Source organism: Ectobacillus panaciterrae DSM 19096, assembly GCF_000430785.1.
Taxonomy (GTDB): domain Bacteria; phylum Bacillota; class Bacilli; order Bacillales; family Bacillaceae_G; genus Ectobacillus; species Ectobacillus panaciterrae.
Map to the genome: position 1 here is coordinate 35,531 of NZ_AUMR01000048.1, position 17,644 is coordinate 53,174.

Annotated in this window: 19 protein-coding genes and 2 rRNA genes; 1 reads left to right on the forward strand and 20 read right to left on the reverse strand. The window is 40.9% G+C overall.

Annotation, left to right across the window (positions count from 1 at the left end; all coding sequences use genetic code 11):
* Nucleotides 1-39 precede the first annotated feature (39 nt).
* From ispE to metG, 9 genes are all read right to left on the reverse strand, one after another.
* Nucleotides 40-909, reverse strand: coding sequence for a 4-(cytidine 5'-diphospho)-2-C-methyl-D-erythritol kinase (ispE, locus tag H540_RS0112615; protein WP_034670919.1), 870 nt, complete (start codon nucleotides 907-909; stop codon nucleotides 40-42).
* Between the two features lie 147 nt (nucleotides 910-1,056).
* Entirely contained in the window at nucleotides 1,057-1,239 is a 183-nt protein-coding gene (gene sspF, locus H540_RS0112620) for an acid-soluble spore protein SspF (protein WP_028400977.1), read from the reverse strand.
* 120 nt (nucleotides 1,240-1,359) lie between these two features.
* Nucleotides 1,360-1,629 (reverse strand): biofilm formation stimulator Veg, encoded by a 270-nt coding sequence (veg, locus tag H540_RS0112625; protein ID WP_028400978.1) that lies wholly within the window; start codon nucleotides 1,627-1,629, stop codon nucleotides 1,360-1,362.
* 140 nt (nucleotides 1,630-1,769) lie between these two features.
* Nucleotides 1,770-2,645 (reverse strand): sporulation peptidase YabG, encoded by an 876-nt coding sequence (gene yabG / locus H540_RS0112630; protein WP_028400979.1) that lies wholly within the window; start codon nucleotides 2,643-2,645, stop codon nucleotides 1,770-1,772.
* A 106-nt stretch (nucleotides 2,646-2,751) separates the two neighbouring features.
* Entirely contained in the window at nucleotides 2,752-3,633 is an 882-nt protein-coding gene (gene rsmA / locus H540_RS0112635) for a 16S rRNA (adenine(1518)-N(6)/adenine(1519)-N(6))-dimethyltransferase RsmA (protein WP_028400980.1), read from the reverse strand.
* Nucleotides 3,630-4,187 (reverse strand): ribonuclease M5, encoded by a 558-nt coding sequence (gene rnmV / locus H540_RS0112640; RefSeq protein ID WP_028400981.1) that lies wholly within the window; start codon nucleotides 4,185-4,187, stop codon nucleotides 3,630-3,632. The genes rsmA and rnmV overlap by 4 nt, the downstream gene beginning before the upstream one ends.
* 592 nt (nucleotides 4,188-4,779) lie before the next feature.
* On the reverse strand, nucleotides 4,780-5,994 hold the full coding sequence (locus tag H540_RS35190) for a resuscitation-promoting factor (RefSeq protein ID WP_028400982.1): 1,215 nt from the start codon (nucleotides 5,992-5,994) through the stop codon (nucleotides 4,780-4,782).
* A gap of 163 nt (nucleotides 5,995-6,157) precedes the next feature.
* Entirely contained in the window at nucleotides 6,158-6,925 is a 768-nt protein-coding gene (locus tag H540_RS0112650; protein ID WP_028400983.1) for a TatD family hydrolase, read from the reverse strand.
* Nucleotides 6,926-7,123: 198 nt separating this feature from the next.
* Nucleotides 7,124-9,109: a methionine--tRNA ligase gene (metG, locus tag H540_RS0112655; RefSeq protein ID WP_028400984.1), complete on the reverse strand. Its 1,986-nt coding sequence runs from the start codon at nucleotides 9,107-9,109 to the stop codon at nucleotides 7,124-7,126.
* A gap of 825 nt (nucleotides 9,110-9,934) precedes the next feature.
* On the opposite strand from metG, the gene H540_RS0112660 reads away from it, so the two are divergent.
* Nucleotides 9,935-10,219 (forward strand): transition state genes transcriptional regulator AbrB, encoded by a 285-nt coding sequence (locus tag H540_RS0112660; protein ID WP_028400985.1) that lies wholly within the window; start codon nucleotides 9,935-9,937, stop codon nucleotides 10,217-10,219.
* Nucleotides 10,220-10,268: 49 nt separating this feature from the next.
* Here H540_RS0112660 and rsmI read toward each other — a convergent pair whose 3' ends face one another.
* The 11 genes from rsmI to H540_RS0112715 all read right to left on the reverse strand — a co-directional run.
* Nucleotides 10,269-11,141 (reverse strand): 16S rRNA (cytidine(1402)-2'-O)-methyltransferase, encoded by an 873-nt coding sequence (gene rsmI, locus H540_RS0112665; RefSeq protein ID WP_028400986.1) that lies wholly within the window; start codon nucleotides 11,139-11,141, stop codon nucleotides 10,269-10,271.
* 3 nt (nucleotides 11,142-11,144) lie between these two features.
* Complete coding sequence (locus tag H540_RS34590) at nucleotides 11,145-11,402, reverse strand: GIY-YIG nuclease family protein (RefSeq protein ID WP_028400987.1); 258 nt, start codon at nucleotides 11,400-11,402, stop codon at nucleotides 11,145-11,147.
* Nucleotides 11,389-12,129 (reverse strand): tRNA1(Val) (adenine(37)-N6)-methyltransferase, encoded by a 741-nt coding sequence (locus tag H540_RS0112675; protein WP_028400988.1) that lies wholly within the window; start codon nucleotides 12,127-12,129, stop codon nucleotides 11,389-11,391. The genes H540_RS34590 and H540_RS0112675 overlap by 14 nt, the downstream gene beginning before the upstream one ends.
* Nucleotides 12,130-12,217: 88 nt before the next feature.
* Entirely contained in the window at nucleotides 12,218-12,565 is a 348-nt protein-coding gene (gene yabA / locus H540_RS0112680; protein ID WP_028400989.1) for a DNA replication initiation control protein YabA, read from the reverse strand.
* A gap of 14 nt (nucleotides 12,566-12,579) precedes the next feature.
* Nucleotides 12,580-13,407: a PSP1 domain-containing protein gene (locus H540_RS0112685; protein ID WP_028400990.1), complete on the reverse strand. Its 828-nt coding sequence runs from the start codon at nucleotides 13,405-13,407 to the stop codon at nucleotides 12,580-12,582.
* Nucleotides 13,408-13,411: 4 nt separating this feature from the next.
* The gene (gene holB, locus H540_RS0112690) at nucleotides 13,412-14,395 is read right to left on the reverse strand and encodes a DNA polymerase III subunit delta' (RefSeq protein WP_028400991.1); all 984 of its coding nucleotides are present in this window, start codon (nucleotides 14,393-14,395) and stop codon (nucleotides 13,412-13,414) included.
* Nucleotides 14,396-14,772: 377 nt separating this feature from the next.
* Nucleotides 14,773-15,399: a dTMP kinase gene (tmk, locus tag H540_RS0112695; protein ID WP_028400992.1), complete on the reverse strand. Its 627-nt coding sequence runs from the start codon at nucleotides 15,397-15,399 to the stop codon at nucleotides 14,773-14,775.
* Complete coding sequence (locus H540_RS0112700) at nucleotides 15,396-16,826, reverse strand: aminotransferase class I/II-fold pyridoxal phosphate-dependent enzyme (protein WP_028400993.1); 1,431 nt, start codon at nucleotides 16,824-16,826, stop codon at nucleotides 15,396-15,398. Before H540_RS0112700 ends, tmk begins: the two co-directional genes overlap by 4 nt.
* Before the next feature lie 77 nt (nucleotides 16,827-16,903).
* Entirely contained in the window at nucleotides 16,904-17,098 is a 195-nt protein-coding gene (locus tag H540_RS0112705) for a sigma factor G inhibitor Gin (protein WP_028400994.1), read from the reverse strand.
* A gap of 232 nt (nucleotides 17,099-17,330) precedes the next feature.
* Nucleotides 17,331-17,446: ribosomal RNA gene (gene rrf, locus H540_RS0112710) — 5S ribosomal RNA — on the reverse strand.
* 50 nt (nucleotides 17,447-17,496) lie between these two features.
* Nucleotides 17,497-17,644: ribosomal RNA gene (locus H540_RS0112715) — 23S ribosomal RNA — on the reverse strand; the annotation flags it as partial.

The following is a 17,644-nucleotide window of genomic DNA, read 5'->3' on the forward strand; positions in this document are numbered from 1 at the left end:
ACGAATATTCTAAACAATATCATAACCCATCATACGTCTTTATTCAAGTTTTTCTCGCTCACCTAACATACGAACCGCATATACTTGTTCACAGAAGCCTTTTAAGCCGTTATAAATGCGATGCATACGGGAGTCGTGACGCACGATCCCGAACACAGTAGGTCCGCTGCCACTCATTAATACGGCATCTGCCCCAAAGCGTTTCATTTGCTCTTTAATGTGCTCAACCTCTGGATGCATACTAAAGGTAACTTCTTCTAACACATTGCCGACAGAACTGCAAATCCCTTCGTAATCACCTTGCTCAATGCTTTGGATCATTTTGTCTACATCCGGATGAGCTACATGGTCTGCTTTTAAATTACGATACACATCAGCTGTAGAGACACCGATTTGCGGTTTAGCCAAAATAACCCAGCAGGGCGGCGGTGCTGGAATGTGCTCGATTTGTTCTCCGCGTCCTGTCGCAATCGCTGTTCCCCCATATACGCAAAACGAAACATCAGAACCGATTTCCGCACCAATTTTTGCAAGTTCCTCTGCACTTAGTCCCAGCTTCCAAAGCTTATTTAGTCCGCGCAAAGTAGCTGCTGCATCGCTGCTTCCTCCTGCCAATCCAGCAGCAACAGGAATCGTCTTTTCAATTACAATAGAAACGCCCTTTTGCACGCCATATCGTTCTTTTATGAGCTTTGCCGCTTGATAAGCTAAATTTCGCTGATCATCCGGCACATACCGATTATGCGAAACAATTTCAATTCGATTTTCTGCGAGCTCTGTCAGCTCCAGACGGTCTGCCAAATCAATAGTCGTCATAATCATTCGAACATCATGATACCCGTCTTCTCGTTTTCTCAATACATCTAGCGATAAATTAATTTTCGCCGGTGCTTTCACTAGTAGTTTCAATCTTTTCACCCACTCTATGTACTCAATCTTTGTCGTCTATTTTACCACATTCAAGCATATGTAAGCCTAATTATACCTGAAAACTTACACAAAGAAAAAAGCCGGGGCAAAGTTCCCCGGCTGCCGCAGCTTAAAAGAATTCATCTGCTATTGATGTTGTTGATTCGTCAGCTTTTGTTCAGCAATTTCGATAGCGCGCTTTACCATATTTCCTGCATCTTTGGCGCGAATGCCGCCCCAGCCTTCTTTTTGCACGACATCGTAAAATCCAAGCTCTTTTGCAAGCTCTTCTTTAAACTGTTCTGACATAATGCCTCGTCTTCTGCTCAATGCAAAACCCTCCTTTTTTTTACACTACGGCAATGTTAGTATCGGAAAAATGAGAGTTTTTCAATTGCGGTAAAATATGTAAATGAAAGTGTTTATATAAAAAAGCAGTAAACTTTTTGTTTACTGCCCGCTCCAAGCTGCTTCACCGCTTTGTTCATCAAAAAATGTAAGCTCTACTGTCTCCGTTAATACATCGGCATAGCTGTAGGATACACGCTGAAATGCATTTTCCTCTTGATCAAGCTGTACTACAAAAACCGAGGGATAGGTTTCTGCCAGAAAACCGGAGCGTTCAATCGTTTTTCTTCTCCCGCTATTCGCTTTCAGCATAAGCCGTTTTCCAAGCTGACCGTCCAAAGAACTTTTGATTTCCGTCAGTCGTTTTGCCATTTATAATGCACCTCACTGCCTGTATATTTGTAATAAATCCCCTAATCCTCACTAACCATGCTTCACACCTATAGTTTGTACTGTTTTTTATTTTTTATGTATGAATAGAAATAAGCAAGGCACATCGCCTTGCTTGTTCTTCATTCTTCATAGTATTGAAACGGAAGCCCCGTTCGTAAAATCCCCTTCGTCTCTACGCCACCAAGACCTCTTTCTCCCGTAATGGTATTGCGTACTATGTCCCATACATTCACTCGCTCCACAAATGATGTGAAGCTGATTTTTGCGACTACATATACAGGATCTAAGGCATGAATATTAATGCGGGAAGGAGAGCTGGCAAAGTTCGCCCCAGCCCGAATCAGCGCTTCAAAGTGCGATTGACATGCGCCTGCAAAAATGACGAGGTGATCTAAAGAAGGGTATTTTTTTCGCGCCTCCCGCACGGCCTGTACGAAATGCCGCGAATTCCGGTAAGCCTGCAAATCATTCATTTTTCCTTTCGTTTTTGCATAAGAATCATGACCCGTAATGACAAGAATATCAGGCTGAAACTGATTCAGCAGCTCACCGACACGCTCAGGCATGTCAGCTTCCTTACAATGAACGCCTTGTACCGGAACACCAATCTTCTCATATAAGTCCAAACATTTTCGTAAATATAAAGGATCTCCGTCCAAATGAAGCACTTTTCCCGGCATTTGAAAATAATTGATGTCTGTTGCATATCCGCCTGTAGAATAATATTCATTCCGCTGCCGCACTAAACGGTAATCCTGCTGAAATAAGCGATACGTGCGATCTAATTTATCTTTTTCTTCCTTGGCTCTCTGTTTATACTCACGCTGATTAACAGTGACTAAATCTTCAATAGGCGCATCTGCTACAAGCCGAAATTCTTCCCCGAACAGAATTGCAATTTTTCCTGTATGCTCTTCCCTCAACTCTGTCACCCGAAAAAGAAGGTCGCGTTTATAAGACACTCTTTCCACTAAATCTCCAACCTGTACCTCCATCTCTTCCTACCTCCAAGCTTCGGCGCAATGACTTTCCATTATCTACATTTCTGTATCTAGCCTATGAAAAAAATGAAAAAGAGTGACAAAAAAACGGCGGTTCTTGTTAAACCGCCGTTTTCTGTGCATAGAGCGCATCACTAAGACGCGCAAATTCTTCAATTGTTAAGGTTTCTCCTCTGCGCTTCGGATCAATACCGATTTCAAGAAGAATTTTCTCAAGCATCGCTTTATCCTTTGGAATACCTGCCAGGTTGTTAGAAAGATTATTCATGAGCGTTTTACGACGCTGTGCAAAGCTCGCTCTTACGACCGCAAAGAAGAATTCTTCATCCTTGACCTCAACTAATGGCTTCGGACGTTTCATTAAACGAATGACGGCTGAATCTACATTCGGCTGTGGTACGAATACTGTACGAGGCACTGTCATTACGGTTTCCGCTTCTGTATAGTATTGAATTGCAATAGAAAGCGAACCATAATCCTTTGTGCCGGGACCTGCTGCAATTCGATCTGCTACTTCTTTCTGCATCATCACAACAACACCGCGAATCGGCAGGTCTTCCTCCAGCAGCTTAAACAAAATTGGTGTTGTTACATAGTACGGAAGATTTGCAACAACCATTACATCTTGCCCCTCTGCAAACTCCTCGTTCATCACCTGCTTTACATTCGCTTTTAGCACATCGCTATGAATAATTTTCACATGCTCGTATGGCGCCAAAGTTTCACCCAGAATCGGCAGTAAGCGTTGATCAATTTCAAACGCTACAACCTTGCTTGCACGCTTAGCCAGCTGCTCTGTTAATGCTCCGATCCCCGGCCCGATTTCGATCGCTCCTGAATCAGAACCAAGCTCCGCAAAATCTACAATCCGATTTAAAACATTTGTATCAATTAAAAAGTTCTGTCCTAAGCTCTTCTTGAAAGAAAAGCCGTGCTTCTCCAAAATCATTTTCGTGCGATTGGGCGTCGCAATATCTTTCATTCTGTATCCTCCTGTAACACTTGAGTCACTGCTTCTTCAAATGCTGCCTTTGATATTTGGAACATTTGAAGACGTTTAAACAGCTGCTTTCCATTTGTATGTCCGATTTTCAGCAATTTTCCTAAGCGCTCCCGGCGGCCGCTTGCTTTTTCTCCGCCAACTAAGCCGGCTTCCAATAAATCATCCCACGTAATATCGCTTATGTATTCTTGCATCTCTTCCTTTACATTTTGCAAGGCACGTTGAATTGATTCTAAAGAAGCATGCTCGACTCCTAATCCTCTTTTACGCTTCGCAATTGCTTCTTCTTTAGGCAAGAAGGCATGCTTACAGCCGGGCACCTTTTCGGCAACAATTTTACGAATGCGTTCTCCCGGATAATCCGGGTCAGTCAAAATAATCACACCCCGAGTTTGCTGCGCGAGACGAATCCGGTCAATAACCTCATCTCCAATTGCAGATCCGTTCGTTTCAATAGTATCGGCATCGACTGCCCGTTTTACTGCAACAGTATCATCTTTTCCTTCTACTACTATGATTTCTTTAATTTTCATTGTTTCCTCCACATGCAAAGCATCTCTACTATTAAACAAAAAAAACAAAGACTTTTCCATTATTATTTTCCGTATTGCCCAAAATTAAAAAGCAGGAGAGTGAAATTCTCCTGCTTATATCATGTCTATATATGAGTGAATGATAATTTCGACATTTCCATGTGCAACCAAAAGGGAGTATGGTATGCTTCTTCTCTCTGGTTTACCCTTGCATGAACCACTACAAAGGTTTGACCGCTTCTGCACGTTGCCGGATGATCTCTCCCCACTATAAAAAGACGTTTTTTTTATTCACTTGTATATAGCTGAGCCTCCTGGATGCTCAAACAGTCGGCTACGCTTTTCTATTTTGTCTAGCTTCACCGGCTAGCCCCTCCTGTCAGAGAACCTCCAACCATAAGATGAAACTTCATCCGTGGAGGTGATTTTTCCTCCATGGATGTTAGTTGAATCAATCGGGCTCTTAGCGTCCGTTTGTTCATCTTTTCTAAGCAGCCCTGTTACGGACGCTTAGAGCGGGATAAAGGCAAAAAGCGCCTTTTTGGGGAGAGAACCTCTGCCTTCCGGAGCTGAACGAGCCGGTTCCGCTTTTCTATTTTAAAATGCGGATTTTTACGTGTTTACGTCCCCATGCTTGTGCTTGCCCTTCAGTCGGCACCAATACATCAATGCGATTTCCTTTAATTGCGCCGCCTGTATCGCTTGCAGTTGCATAACCGTATCCTTCTACCCATACTTTGCTTCCAAGCGGAATAATTCGTGGGTCTACTGCTATAATTCTAGCATTAGGATTTGCCGTCAAATCATATCCTGTTGCAGTAAGAACTCGACCTCCGTATGTTCCGTTATCTTCTGAATGTGGAGTATAGGCAGTTGCTTCTACATAAAATTCATCAGCTACCGCGCTGTTGTCATTGCCGCGCGAAGGCGTGCCTGCAGCCTCTGTTTGCTTTGTTCCAACTGTGATAATCTTATCTTTGCTATCTTTTAATTTTGTTTCTTGCACTACATTTCGAGACACTTCTATACCGTTCTCTTTGATGACTTCAAAGGTTTTTTGAACCTTTCCCTCTTCACCCTCTTGCACGATATTTTCCGTTCCTGCTGCTAAGGAGTCGTCCTGCTTCTTCACTGTAGTGAACGGAACCGCCTCTTCCACCACATCGGTGACTTTTTCTACCCGCGTAACTTTTACTACTGTATTTGCTTGAACCATTTGATCTTTGGAAGGTTCTACTTTATCTAATTCATTCAACGTTACGTTTTGCTTCTTTAAAAAGTCAGCGACAGTAATCGAAGTAGACCATGCTTGTGTCTCTTGACCTCCAACGTTTAACACAATCGGAAATGCGTGTTCCACAGTGATAATATCATTGTCTTTAATTATTTCATTCTTGCCTGGTTTTACTTGGTCGTGCTCATCCAGCTTAATATTTTGCTCTTTCAACAAATCTCCTACAGTCTCAGCAGCAGACCAAATCTTCTCCTGCTTTCCATTTACGGTTAAAGTGAGTGGATTTGCTTTTTCTACTGTAATTTTCATATCGTTCTTCAGTTTTGCAGAAAGGGCTGGATACACCTCATCTTTACTGCTCAACTTAATATTCTCATTTTTTAATAGTTCGCCTACAGTCCCGGCATGCGTGTAAACCACTTGCTTCTTTCCTTCAACTTCAATTGTTACACTGTCTTTTGTTGCTGCATAAGCAACTGTTCCTACTGAGCCGGATATTACTAGAACACTTGTCAGTTGTAATGCTAGCTTTTTACTTGTCCCTAACCTTGATAATAGGTTCCTCGTGTTCATTATCACGATAAGAACGCCTCCTTTATGTTTGAGATCAAATGGACTAGCTTCCTCCTATCAAACTAGTAAATCCGGGTCGGTAGGATATGTAGGAGAAGTAAGAAGGATAGAAACGTTTTAGATAAGGGAGACTTGCAGAGCTGATGCAGCCCCCCTATTTCTATTATCCGATGCCAAACAGACGCTTTGCATTTTCTGTTGTAATCTTAGCTACTTCCTCGTAAGAAAGCTCTTTAAGCCTTGCGATTTCTTCTGCTACGAGAGAGACATAGCTTGGCTCGTTGCGCTTTCCGCGGTACGGATGAGGAGCTAAGTATGGGCAGTCCGTTTCTATCAGCAGCTTTTCCATTGGGATTTCCGCTGCTACTTCTTTTGGTTTTTTTGCGTTTTTAAATGTTACAGGTCCGCCTAAAGAAATAAGGAAGTTCATTTCAATGCATTGCATTGCCGTTTCTACACTGCCGCTGAAGCAATGCATAATACCTCCGACTTCGAAAGCGTCTTCCTCTCTTAGGATATCCACGATGTCTTGTGTAGCCTCTCGATTATGAATAATGATAGGCAGTCGAACCTTTTTAGCTAGTCGTATTTGTTTGCGAAACACCTCTTGCTGTATGTCTTTCGGAGATTTATCCCAATAATAATCCAGACCCATTTCTCCAAGAGCTACAACCTTCGGATGAGCGGCTAATTCTTCCAGCCATTGTAAATGTTCATCTGTCATGTCAATTGCATCGACAGGATGCCATCCGACAGCCGCATAGATGAAGTCATATGCTTCAGCCAACTCAATCGCTTTTGGTATCGTCACGCCGTCAAAACCTACTACGACGATGTAAGAAACTTCTGCTTCTTTTGCACGTTCAATGACTTGTTCTATGTCCTCATCAAATTGTTCTGCATTTAAATGTGCATGTGTATCAAAAAGCATAACGATATCCCCTTTACTTTGTTTAAGTCTAACATAACAAAAAATTACTTTCCTAACAGCAAATTAACAAGTATATTACAATTTTGATACATGACAATGTGTTTTTATAAGATATTCGACAAAAAACTTCGGAGATAGGCAATAAAAAAAGAGATGTTTCTCTATGTTACACGTGAAACATCTCTATTTTTGTCGATTTTACTTAATCTTAGTCCCGTTCGGTAAAGTTTGATCTACAGTCGCAAGAGACAGCTTTCCGTTTTCTTCTCCTGCTAGAATCATTCCTTGTGATAATTCGCCTCGTAATTTCACGGGCTTCAAGTTCGTAACGCAAATTACTTTTCTTCCTTTTAACTCTTCCGGTGAATAGGATTTGGCGATTCCAGACACCACTTGTCGCTTTTCCGTACCTAAATCCAGCTGCAGCTTTAATAGCTTATCAGCTTTCTTTACAGGCTCAGCTTCGATGACTTCCGCTACACGTAAATCTACTTTAAAGAATTCATCAATAGAGATCTCTTCAGCCTGCTCTGTTTTTTCTTCCTTCTTCTCTTCCTGCTTTGGTGCAGAGCCCTTCATTTGTTCCTTAATATACTCCACTTCCGGCTCTGCTTCCAAACGAGGGAAAATCGGCTGTGCTTTCGCTACCTTTGTTCCTTCTGCGATAGCGCCAAATGAAGCTAAGCTATCCCATGTTTTCAGCTTTTCATCTGTAATGCCGAGTTGCCCCAACATTTTTTCAGGTGTTTCCGTCAAGAATGGCATAAGCATAATTGCAGATTGACGAAGCACTTCAGCTAAGTGAACCATAACAGCCTGCAGCTTTTCACGGTTTTCCTCGCTCTTCGCAAGCGCCCAAGGCTGTGTTTCGTCAATATATTTATTTGTACGGCTGATAAGCTGCCAGATCGTGCTGAGCGCAACGGAGAACTCCATGTTTTCCATTGCGTCTTCCACTTTTTGAATTGTATTCTTCGCAAAAGCCGCTAAATCAGCATCAAATTCTGTTACGTTTCCTTTATAAGCAGGAATTTCACCGTCGAAATATTTATCGATCATAGCAATCGTACGGTTCAACAAGTTTCCTAAGTCGTTCGCCAAATCGTAATTCAATCTTTCAATGAATCCTTCCGGTGTAAATACACCATCTGAGCCGAACGGTACTTCACGAAGCAAGTAGTAGCGAAGCGCATCTAAACCATAGCGCTCAATTAATGTAACAGGATCTACTACATTCCCTTTAGATTTGCTCATTTTGCCGTCTTTCATTAAAATCCAGCCATGCGCAAATACTTTTTTCGGAAGCGGCAAGTCTAAAGCCATAAGAATAATCGGCCAATAAATTGTATGGAAACGAACAATTTCTTTTCCTACAAGGTGTACATCGGCAGGCCAGTACTTTTGATAATTCTCATCATGGTCAGTGCCGTAGCCAAGTGCTGTGATATAGTTAGACAAGGCATCTACCCATACATAAATTACGTGCTTGGGATTGCCCGGTACCTTAACTCCCCAGTCAAAGGAAGTACGCGATACCGCTAAGTCCTCTAACCCAGGCTTAATAAAATTATTGATCATTTCGTTCTTGCGAGATTCCGGCTGAATAAATTGCGGATTATCTTCGTAAAACTTTAATAAACGATCTGCATATTTTCCCATTCTGAAGAAATAGGACTCTTCGCGTACCAGCTCTACTGCATGACCACTGTCCGGGCTTTTTCCTCCCACTATTTTTCCATTCTCCATAATAGGATCTACAAGTTGGTGTTCTGTGTAGAATGTCTCATCTTGTACAGAATACCATCCCTCATACTCATCGAGATAAATATCTCCTTGATCAAGCAGCTGTTTAAAAATCTTTTCGACAACATCTTTGTGACGCTCTTCTGTCGTACGAATAAAATCGTTATAGGAAATATCCATCTTGCCCCAAAGATCTTTAATGCCGGATACAATTCCATCTACATAAGCTTGCGGTGTTACGTTAAGCTCTTCCGCTTTCTTTTGAATCTTTTGACCATGCTCATCTGTTCCTGTTAAATAGTAAACGTCAAAGCCCTTTAATCGCTTATAACGTGCCATCGCATCGCCTGCCACTGTCGTATAAGCATGTCCGATATGGAGCTTGCCGCTTGGATAGTAGATAGGTGTTGTGATATAAAAGGTCTTCTTTTCTTCTGCCATCGTTTAACCTCCCAAAATGACCTATATGTATTTATCTCGCTCATATCCGTAAATATCCTCTAGAAAATACTTACCGGATACTAAGAGCCCGATTTGCTCAACCGTCATCATTAGGGAACATCGCCTGCTGATGAAGCTTCACTTTATAAATAGTATAACAAAAACTCTCTCCTAAAGACGAGAGTGTGTTCTTCGCCATTCATCATATTATCATGTATTTCTACTGCAACCATAAAATATACCTAAAAAGACGAGAAATTGCTATAAAATTGTTAAATACATATACAGAAATCAGTATAAACTGTACGTTTTTTTTATTATATTTAATAGTTAAATAGTATATTTTTACATCTATATACGAGTGAATAAAAAACCGTCTTTTGATAGTGGGGAGAGATCATCCGGCGACGTGCAGAAGCGGTCAAACCTTTAGTTCATGCAAGGGGAAACCAGAGAGAAGAAGCATACAATCCTCCCTTTTGGTTGCACATAGCACATGGACATGTCGAAATTATAATTCACTCATAGGTATATATTCTAAATGAATTTTCGACATGAAGTTGGATTTTGTCCATGTCGAACTTATAAATTGTATTTATGTATAAATTTTTAAGGAATTCTAAAATTTAATAATTGACGGTAATGTAAATGATTGGTATGATAAAACGATAAAGTTGTCGAAAAATGACGAATTAAGATATTTAGAATTTAATAATTGACGGAAATGTAAATGATTGGTATGATAAAGCGGTAAAGTATTTTGTCGAAAAATGACGAATTAAGATATATAATAATTAATGTATACAGATTAGGGAGGAGAAAAAAATGAAATCTACTGGTATTGTTCGTAAGGTTGATGAGTTAGGACGCGTGGTAATTCCAATCGAATTACGCCGTACATTAGGTATTGCAGAGAAAGATGCTCTTGAAATTTACGTTGATGATGAAAAAATCATCTTAAAGAAATATAAGCCAAATATGACTTGCCAAGTAACAGGTGAAGTATCTGATGACAATCTTTCTTTAGCTGGCGGCAAAATCGTATTAAGTCCAGAAGGTGCAGAAGCTATTCTGCAAGAGCTTCAACAATATCTTACAGCTGCAAAATAATATAATATAAAAGGGCTTCTCTTCCTTTAAGGAAGAGAAGCCTTTTTTATTATTCTTCTACGTGATACGCTTGATATATGTCCCGTTTCGACATATTCCGATCTTTTGCTGCTGCCTTAATGGCATCTTTAGAAGAAAACTGTTGTTCATCTATGTAGTATTGAACATGTGCAACAAGCGATAAGCTCTCCCACCATGCCTCTGCTGCTGGTTCTTCTTCTTTTGAGCCTTCCACGAGAATACAAAACTCTCCGCGCACCTCGCTTGTTTTGGACCATTCGATAACTTCATCTAAAGAGCCGCGAATAAACTCTTCAAACTTTTTTGTCAGCTCACGGCATACCGCAATTTGACGATTCCCAAAAGCATCCAAAATAGCTGTCAAGCTTTCAGAAAGACGATGGGGTGCTTCATAAAAAATAATTGTATCCTTGATATAACGAAGCTGCTCCAGCTCTTGCTTCCGTTCCTTTTTTTGCCTCTGTAAAAATCCATAGAAATAGAAATGCTGTGTAGGAAGCCCTGATGCAACAAGCGCTGTCAATGCAGCATTCGGACCGGGCAACGGAACGACTGTACATTGCCTGCGAACCGCTTCTTCCACAAGCTCATAGCCTGGATCTGATATACACGGCATACCAGCATCACTCACAAGTGCTACTGTTTTGCCTTCCTGCAGCAGATCCAATATTTTATGACCGCTCGTTTCCTTATTATGCTCATGATAGCTGATAACAGGTGTTTCTATTTCAAAGTAATTGCATAGCTTTTTCGTTTGTCTCGTATCTTCTGCCGCAATGAGATCCGCTTCCTTCAGTGTGCGAAGTGCCCGAAATGTCATATCTTCTAAATTGCCAATCGGTGTCGGAACAAGAAACAAGGTTCCTTCTTCAGCCGATTGAAAGCTTTTTTGCTGCCACATCATTTATTCTTCCTTTCGAATATACTCTTCTTTTTTTTTGCGGTTCAGCTGTTTAAACCGATACTCCGCTTGTAATGCCTCTGATTTTGATGAAAATTTCTCATGGTAGAGGAGCTGTACAGGTAGGCGTCCCCGCGTATACTTCGCTCCTTTTCCTTCATTATGTACAGCGATTCTCCGTTTTAAATCATTCGTGTAGCCTGCGTAATAGCTGCCGTCCCCGCACTCTAGAACATAGAAGTAATAGTTATTCTTCTCCATATAAAATCTGACGCATTTCCTTCGTATATTCATCATTGTCTTCATATACAACAAGCGGCGGCAGGATTTTTAAATCTGGATTTCCATCTTTAATTCCTTCAATCAATAGCATGTTTGCTTCTTTCCCAGCCTTCGGATACACAAGCTGCAAACGCTTAGGCTCTACTTTATAAGCTCTCATTAATGTCACGATATCAAGCAAACGCCCCGGCCGGTGCACAAATGCAATCTTTCCGCCTTGCTTCACAAGCTGACTGCTCACACGAACCACATCTTCCAATGTACATAAAATCTCATGGCGGGCAATTGCTAAATGTTCATTGGGATTTCTCTCAGATGGTTTTGGTGTTTGAAAATACGGAGGGTTACAGGTTACTACGTCGAATTTGTTATACCCCAATATCTTTGGCATATCTTTTAAATCCCCATGGATAAGACGAATCTGCTCTTCCAGTTCATTATATTGAACACTGCGTACACCCATATCATAGATCCGTTCTTGAATTTCTACTCCTGTAATTGTTCCTTTTGTACGTGTACTCATAAGAAGCGGAACAACCGCGTTGCCGGTACACAAATCCAAAATATTTCCCTTTTGAATCGGAAGCCATGCAAAACGTGCCAGCAGAACAGCATCAAGCGAAAAATTGAATACAGACGGACTTTGAATAATTTTCATTTCTTCAGCCAACAAATAATCCAGTCGTTCATCACCATATAATTGCATACGTTTATTCCTTTCTCTTATGCCTTCTTATTACTATCTCTTTTATGAATACAAAAAATTACCTTTCCAATCTCTTGGAAAGGTAATTTTATTTTTTATTGAGGAAAGATAGACAAAATAAGCAATCTCCTTCTTTCCGTACACTTCCGTAATGTAAATTACAAATATGGAAGCCTTCCTGATAGAGACGCGCCAGATTATCGTAGCCTTCCCCGATATCTGCTGCCAGCTTCTTCTCCCTCTCCTTGAAACGCTGCTGCTTTTTTTGTGCGGCTTCCTCAAAACGACGGCGTAAATTTTCATTTTCCATTTTAATGTGTTGATTTTCTTCGAGCAATTCAGCAAGATGCTGCTTTAGCTCCCCGAGCTGTTTATATAAATGTCCGATCTGCTCTTCCATGCTCGAAACAGATTCAAAAATATCTTTTTTCTCCACAAGCACCCACCTCATCAATCTGTGGTTTGACTAGAAACAACGCCTCCATTAATTAGTTCGTCCAGTGTATATTCTATAATGCGATCTTTACCGATGAGTTCAACTTGAATCAATCGTTCTAATATATTCAATCCTACCACACGGCCCGTACCGCTCGGTGTTTGTATTTTTTGATCTAAATCCGGGAGCTGTTCCTTTGCTGCTTCATACTCATCGTTTTCGTACTTCAAGCAGCACATCAAACGGCCGCATAAACCTGAAATCTTAGCAGGATTTAACGATAAGTTTTGGTCCTTCGCCATTTTAATGGAAACAGGCTCAAAATCACCTAAAAACGTCGAACAGCAAAGCATACGGCCGCATGGGCCAATGCCTCCCAGCATTTTTGCCTCATCTCGCACCCCAATTTGTCTGAGCTCAATACGCGTCCGGAAAATAGCAGCCAAATCCTTTACAAGCTCGCGAAAATCAATGCGCCCATCTGCTGTAAAGTAAAAAATTACCTTATTTCGGTCGAATGTGTACTCTACATCTACAAGCTTCATATCAAGTTCATGAACAATTACTTTTTCCAGACAGACACGATAAGCTTCTTTTGCAGCTGTTTTGTTTTCTTCTACGATATTCCGGTCGTTTTCATCAGCGATACGAATGACCTTCTTCAGCGGCAACACGACGTCATTTTCATGCACTTGCTTCTTATTCATGACTACTTTACCGTATTCGATTCCCCGCACAGTCTCTACAATGACACATTCGTTTTCAGGAATGTCCAGATTGTTCGGGTCGAAGTAATAGATTTTGCCTGCTTTTTTAAACCGTACCCCTACTACATCATACAAGCGTTTATCCCTCCTGCAGGCGCAACACCAGCTGCTCAAATACAAGCTGTACATTCGCATTGGCATTAAGCCTATTTTTTGCTTCTAATATATTGGAAAGTGCCGATACAATTCGTTTTTGAGAATAGGAGAGAGACTCAAATAAAGATTGTTGATCCAAGAATGTAACGTTTTCATTCTCTCCGAGCTGTACATATAATAAATCCTTGTAAATAAGGAGTAACATATCTAACCCTATTTGCAGCTGTTCTTTATCCGCAAAATGCTTGCCCCATTTTTCTTGTACAAAAAAAAGAGACGAGGTATCCTTTCCTAGGACTTCACATAATTTTATCACTAAAGTTCGAGCTTGTGCAAACCATTCATCATTACAGAAATTTTGCGCTTCTTCTATATTGTTTGTAAGTTGCGCGGCTGTTGCTGCAAAAGCATGAGATATCCCTTGCAATTGCAACTGCTGAATCAATAACTCTTTAGAAAGCGGCCGAAATGTAAGTGTTTGGCAGCGCGATAAAATTGTATTCAGCATTTGATGACTATTTTCTGTCAGCAGCATTGCTGTTGTTTTACTGCTCGGCTCTTCTAAAAACTTGAGTAATGTATTTGCAGCGTTGATTGTCATGCGGTCTGCATGCTCTATGATATATACTTTCTTATTAGATTCTAAACCGGTTTTAGAAAACTCTTCCTGCAGCGCATGGATTTGCTGCTTTTTAATAGAAAGTCCATCAGGCTTTAAGACATATATGTTCGGATGGTTTCCGGACTCGATGCGGCGGCAGTTGCTGCAAGCATGACAAGGCTCAAAGCCGGACAGCTCTGAACAAAAAATGCTCTTTGCCATTTGCATCGCAGTTTCCAGCTTTCCGGTTCCTTTAGGTCCTTCCAATAAGTAGGCGTGGGATATCCGCTCTTTTAAAATACTGTTCGTCAACATCTTAACGGCAATGGGCTGCATCAACGTCAGCTGCTCCCACGTCTTAGTCATCATTCATCACTCACTTATTTTGTATTTCATTCCCCACTAACTATCCGTAATTGTATAGCTATGCTCCAGCCATATACAAGTGAATAAAAACCCGTCTTTTTATAGTGGGGAGAGATCATCCAGCGACGTGCAGAAGCGCTCAAACCTTTGTAGTGGTTCATGCAAGGGTAAACCAGAAGCATACCATACTCCCTTTTGGTTGCACATAGCACATGGAGATGTCGGAATTATAATTCACTCATATATAGAATGGACAGTAAAAGCCCGATTGGCTCAGCTAACATCCGTGGGGGTAATGCTCCCACGGATGAAGTTTCGCTTTATCCCTATTATATCAACTTTTTTTGTTTCTGAGAGCATAAACGTTATACTTCCAATTATTGCAGATGTTTTTCAATCACTTTTTCTGCATCTTTTAACACTTCTTCCGGCAATTGAGCTCCGTTGATTCGCACTATACGATTTGAAAATCTTTCTAGCAGCTGCAAGTACCCTTCCCTTACCTTCTCATGAAATGCCAATCCTTCTAAATCAAGACGATTGATTTCCCTTCCTGCATCCTTATGAATTCGTGCTAACCCTTCGCTTGGTTCAATGTCTACATACAGAGTAAGAGCGGGCATGCAATCTTCCGTTGCGAAGCGATTAATCTCCAATACTTGATCTACGCCAAGACCTCTTGCATAACCTTGATAAGCAAGCGAGCTGTCTATAAAACGGTCGCACATTACAATTTTTCCTGCGTCTAGTGCCGGTATTACTTTTTCTACTAAATGTTGTCTGCGCGCAGCAGCATACAGCAGTGCCTCTGTACGAGAATCCATCATCGTGTACGCCGGATCATGGATAATCGTTCGGATTTTTTCGGAAATCTCAATACCTCCGGGCTCGCGCGTAACTAAAATATTATGTCCCTTAGCTTGGAGCAGCGGAACTAATTTTGAAATTAAAGTTGATTTACCAGAACCCTCTGGTCCCTCTATTGTAATAAAGAATCCTTTCATTCTGCATTCACCTTTCCTTTTCTATCGTATACAGCCAGCTCTTGAAGAGAAGCGGTCCCTTGGAAGCGGGCTCCAGCTTTGATAAGAAGCTGCAGCTGTTTAATGTGGTCATTTGTAATCATTTCTCCAGGCATGATAAAAGGAATGCCCGGCGGATAAGGAATCACCGTTTCCGCTGCAACGTATCCTTCTGTTTCTATTAGAGGTACGCGTGTTACAGGATACTGTTCCAGCTCTTTATAATCCATTGGCGCAGAGAAAGGTGCATCCTCTACGCGTACAGGAAGACTTTTTCCTGTTACTGAATAGAGTTTTAATGCATCTCTCATAGCAGATACTGCTTGTACATATTGTTCATGTATGTAAAGCGGCAAAACTAAAAGGACATTATACGGATCCGCCATTTCTGTATAAATACCTTTTTTCTCAAATACCGCTTGCAGTTCATAACCAGACAGAGCGCATCTTGTTTGAATGGTTACTTTTAAAGGATCTTGCATATCATGCTGCAAAACAGCAACTTGCGGGATCGAGGACAGCTCTTGCCGAATATGCTGCAGAAAACGAACCAGCTTTTCTGTACCTTGTGCTTTCAGCTGAGCCAGCTCATAACGTGCTAAATCTAAAGAAGCCATGATGGGATACGACGGACTGCTCGACTGAAGCATACTCAAGTAATGGAAAACCTTATCTGTCTTTATTATATTACTATTTATATGCAAGTAAGAACCCATTGTCATGGCGGGGAGTGTTTTATGAGCAGAGTGAATCACAACATCTGCCCCATATGCCAAAGCTGAACTTGGAAACGGCGCTCCTAAACAAAAATGTGCACCGTGTGCTTCGTCCACAAGAACCGGTATCCCTTTCTCATGCGCCAAAGAAATAATTTTATGTAAATCTTGTGCCATGCCATAATAATTTGGATGCGTTAAAACAACAGCTTTTGCCTGCGGATACTGTTGTAAAGCTGCTTCTGCAGTTTCAAATGCAATCCCCATAGGAACTTGCGCATGTTCATCAACAGCGGTTCTCAAAAAGACCGGCCGTGCTCCTGCCAATTGGATGCCGTTCATTACAGATTTATGGCAATTCCGCTGTACGAGCACTATATCCCCTTCCTTACAAGCAGCTAAAATCATGGCTAAGTTTCCCACAGTAGAACCATTGATAAGAAAGTAGCTTTGCGATGCTCCATATAAATCAGCTAAAAGTGTTTCCGCCTCTTTAATACATCCTGAAGGATTATGTAAATCATCGAGTCCCGTCAATTCTGTTACATCAATTTCTAGCAAACTATGAAAATGAGAAAATGCTCTTTTGGCAAAATGCATACCATTCTTGTGTCCAGGCACATGAAATGAAATAGGACGTTTCTCAGAAAAATGTGATATGGCATTATATAAAGGTGTTTGTGTTTGTTTCATTTTATTTCTTCCTTATATAAAAGTTATATATTCCATTATAATCAATTTCAGTGCAAAAAAATAATAGGCATTTCAGCCTATTGCTCAGGTAAACAAACTTTCCTTAGCTGTTTTAAATAAAAGGCATACTTGGGATCATCCGTTTCTGTGTGAATAATATCCTTTTCGCATGTTTCACATATAAAACCATTGTACAAATGGATCCCTTTTTCTTTTTTCTCTTCGCATACAATGCAGCACTTCAGTTGAGTTACTCTCACAGCAATACTCATTATCTCCACCTCCATACTAATAGCTTTTACATTTTTTGTTTATATATACAAACTTTTCTAAATTTTCCTTTTATCATATTTAAAAAGTAAGCCTCCTCTTAAAAGTAGCGTAAGCGAGTTAAGTAAAGGTTCTTTTATAAATGTATGTATAATCCTGGGCTCTGTGTCTGTCAGCCTTGTATTTTCTTCAAAAACAAAAAGGACCAGTCAAATGACTGATCCTTTTTTCAGTGCCTAGCGACGTCCTACTCTCACAGGGACAAGGTCCCAACTACCATCGGCGCTGAAGAGCTTAACTTCCGTGTTCGGTATGGGAACGGGTGTGACCTCTTCGCCATCATCACTAGACATATGAAGGATATTCCTTCAAAACTAGATAACATAAGATAAAGTGTATATTGGTTAAGCCCTCGATCGATTAGTATTCGTCAGCTCCACGTGTCACCACGCTTCCACCTCGAACCTATCAACCTGATCATCTTTCAGGGATCTTACTAGCTTGACGCTATGGGAAATCTCATCTTGAGGGGGGCTTCATGCTTAGAT

Coding starts and splice junctions, on each gene's coding strand:
- veg (WP_028400978.1), bottom strand. CDS start 1,629: ATGGCAAAACGACTGACGGAAATCAAAAGTTCTTTGGACGGTCAGCTT.
- yabG (WP_028400979.1), bottom strand. CDS start 2,645: ATGGAGGTACAGGTTGGAGATTTAGTGGAAAGAGTGTCTTATAAACGC.
- rsmA (WP_028400980.1), bottom strand. CDS start 3,633: ATGAAAGATATTGCGACGCCCAATCGCACGAAAATGATTTTGGAGAAG.
- rnmV (WP_028400981.1), bottom strand. CDS start 4,187: ATGAAAATTAAAGAAATCATAGTAGTAGAAGGAAAAGATGATACTGTT.
- H540_RS35190 (WP_028400982.1), bottom strand. CDS start 5,994: ATGAACACGAGGAACCTATTATCAAGGTTAGGGACAAGTAAAAAGCTA.
- H540_RS0112650 (WP_028400983.1), bottom strand. CDS start 6,925: ATGCTTTTTGATACACATGCACATTTAAATGCAGAACAATTTGATGAG.
- metG (WP_028400984.1), bottom strand. CDS start 9,109: ATGGCAGAAGAAAAGAAGACCTTTTATATCACAACACCTATCTACTAT.
- H540_RS0112660 (WP_028400985.1), top strand. CDS start 9,935: ATGAAATCTACTGGTATTGTTCGTAAGGTTGATGAGTTAGGACGCGTG.
- rsmI (WP_028400986.1), bottom strand. CDS start 11,141: ATGTGGCAGCAAAAAAGCTTTCAATCGGCTGAAGAAGGAACCTTGTTT.
- H540_RS34590 (WP_028400987.1), bottom strand. CDS start 11,402: ATGGAGAAGAATAACTATTACTTCTATGTTCTAGAGTGCGGGGACGGC.
- H540_RS0112675 (WP_028400988.1), bottom strand. CDS start 12,129: ATGCAATTATATGGTGATGAACGACTGGATTATTTGTTGGCTGAAGAA.
- holB (WP_028400991.1), bottom strand. CDS start 14,395: ATGACTAAGACGTGGGAGCAGCTGACGTTGATGCAGCCCATTGCCGTT.
- tmk (WP_028400992.1), bottom strand. CDS start 15,399: ATGAAAGGATTCTTTATTACAATAGAGGGACCAGAGGGTTCTGGTAAA.
- H540_RS0112700 (WP_028400993.1), bottom strand. CDS start 16,826: ATGAAACAAACACAAACACCTTTATATAATGCCATATCACATTTTTCT.
- H540_RS0112705 (WP_028400994.1), bottom strand. CDS start 17,098: ATGAGTATTGCTGTGAGAGTAACTCAACTGAAGTGCTGCATTGTATGC.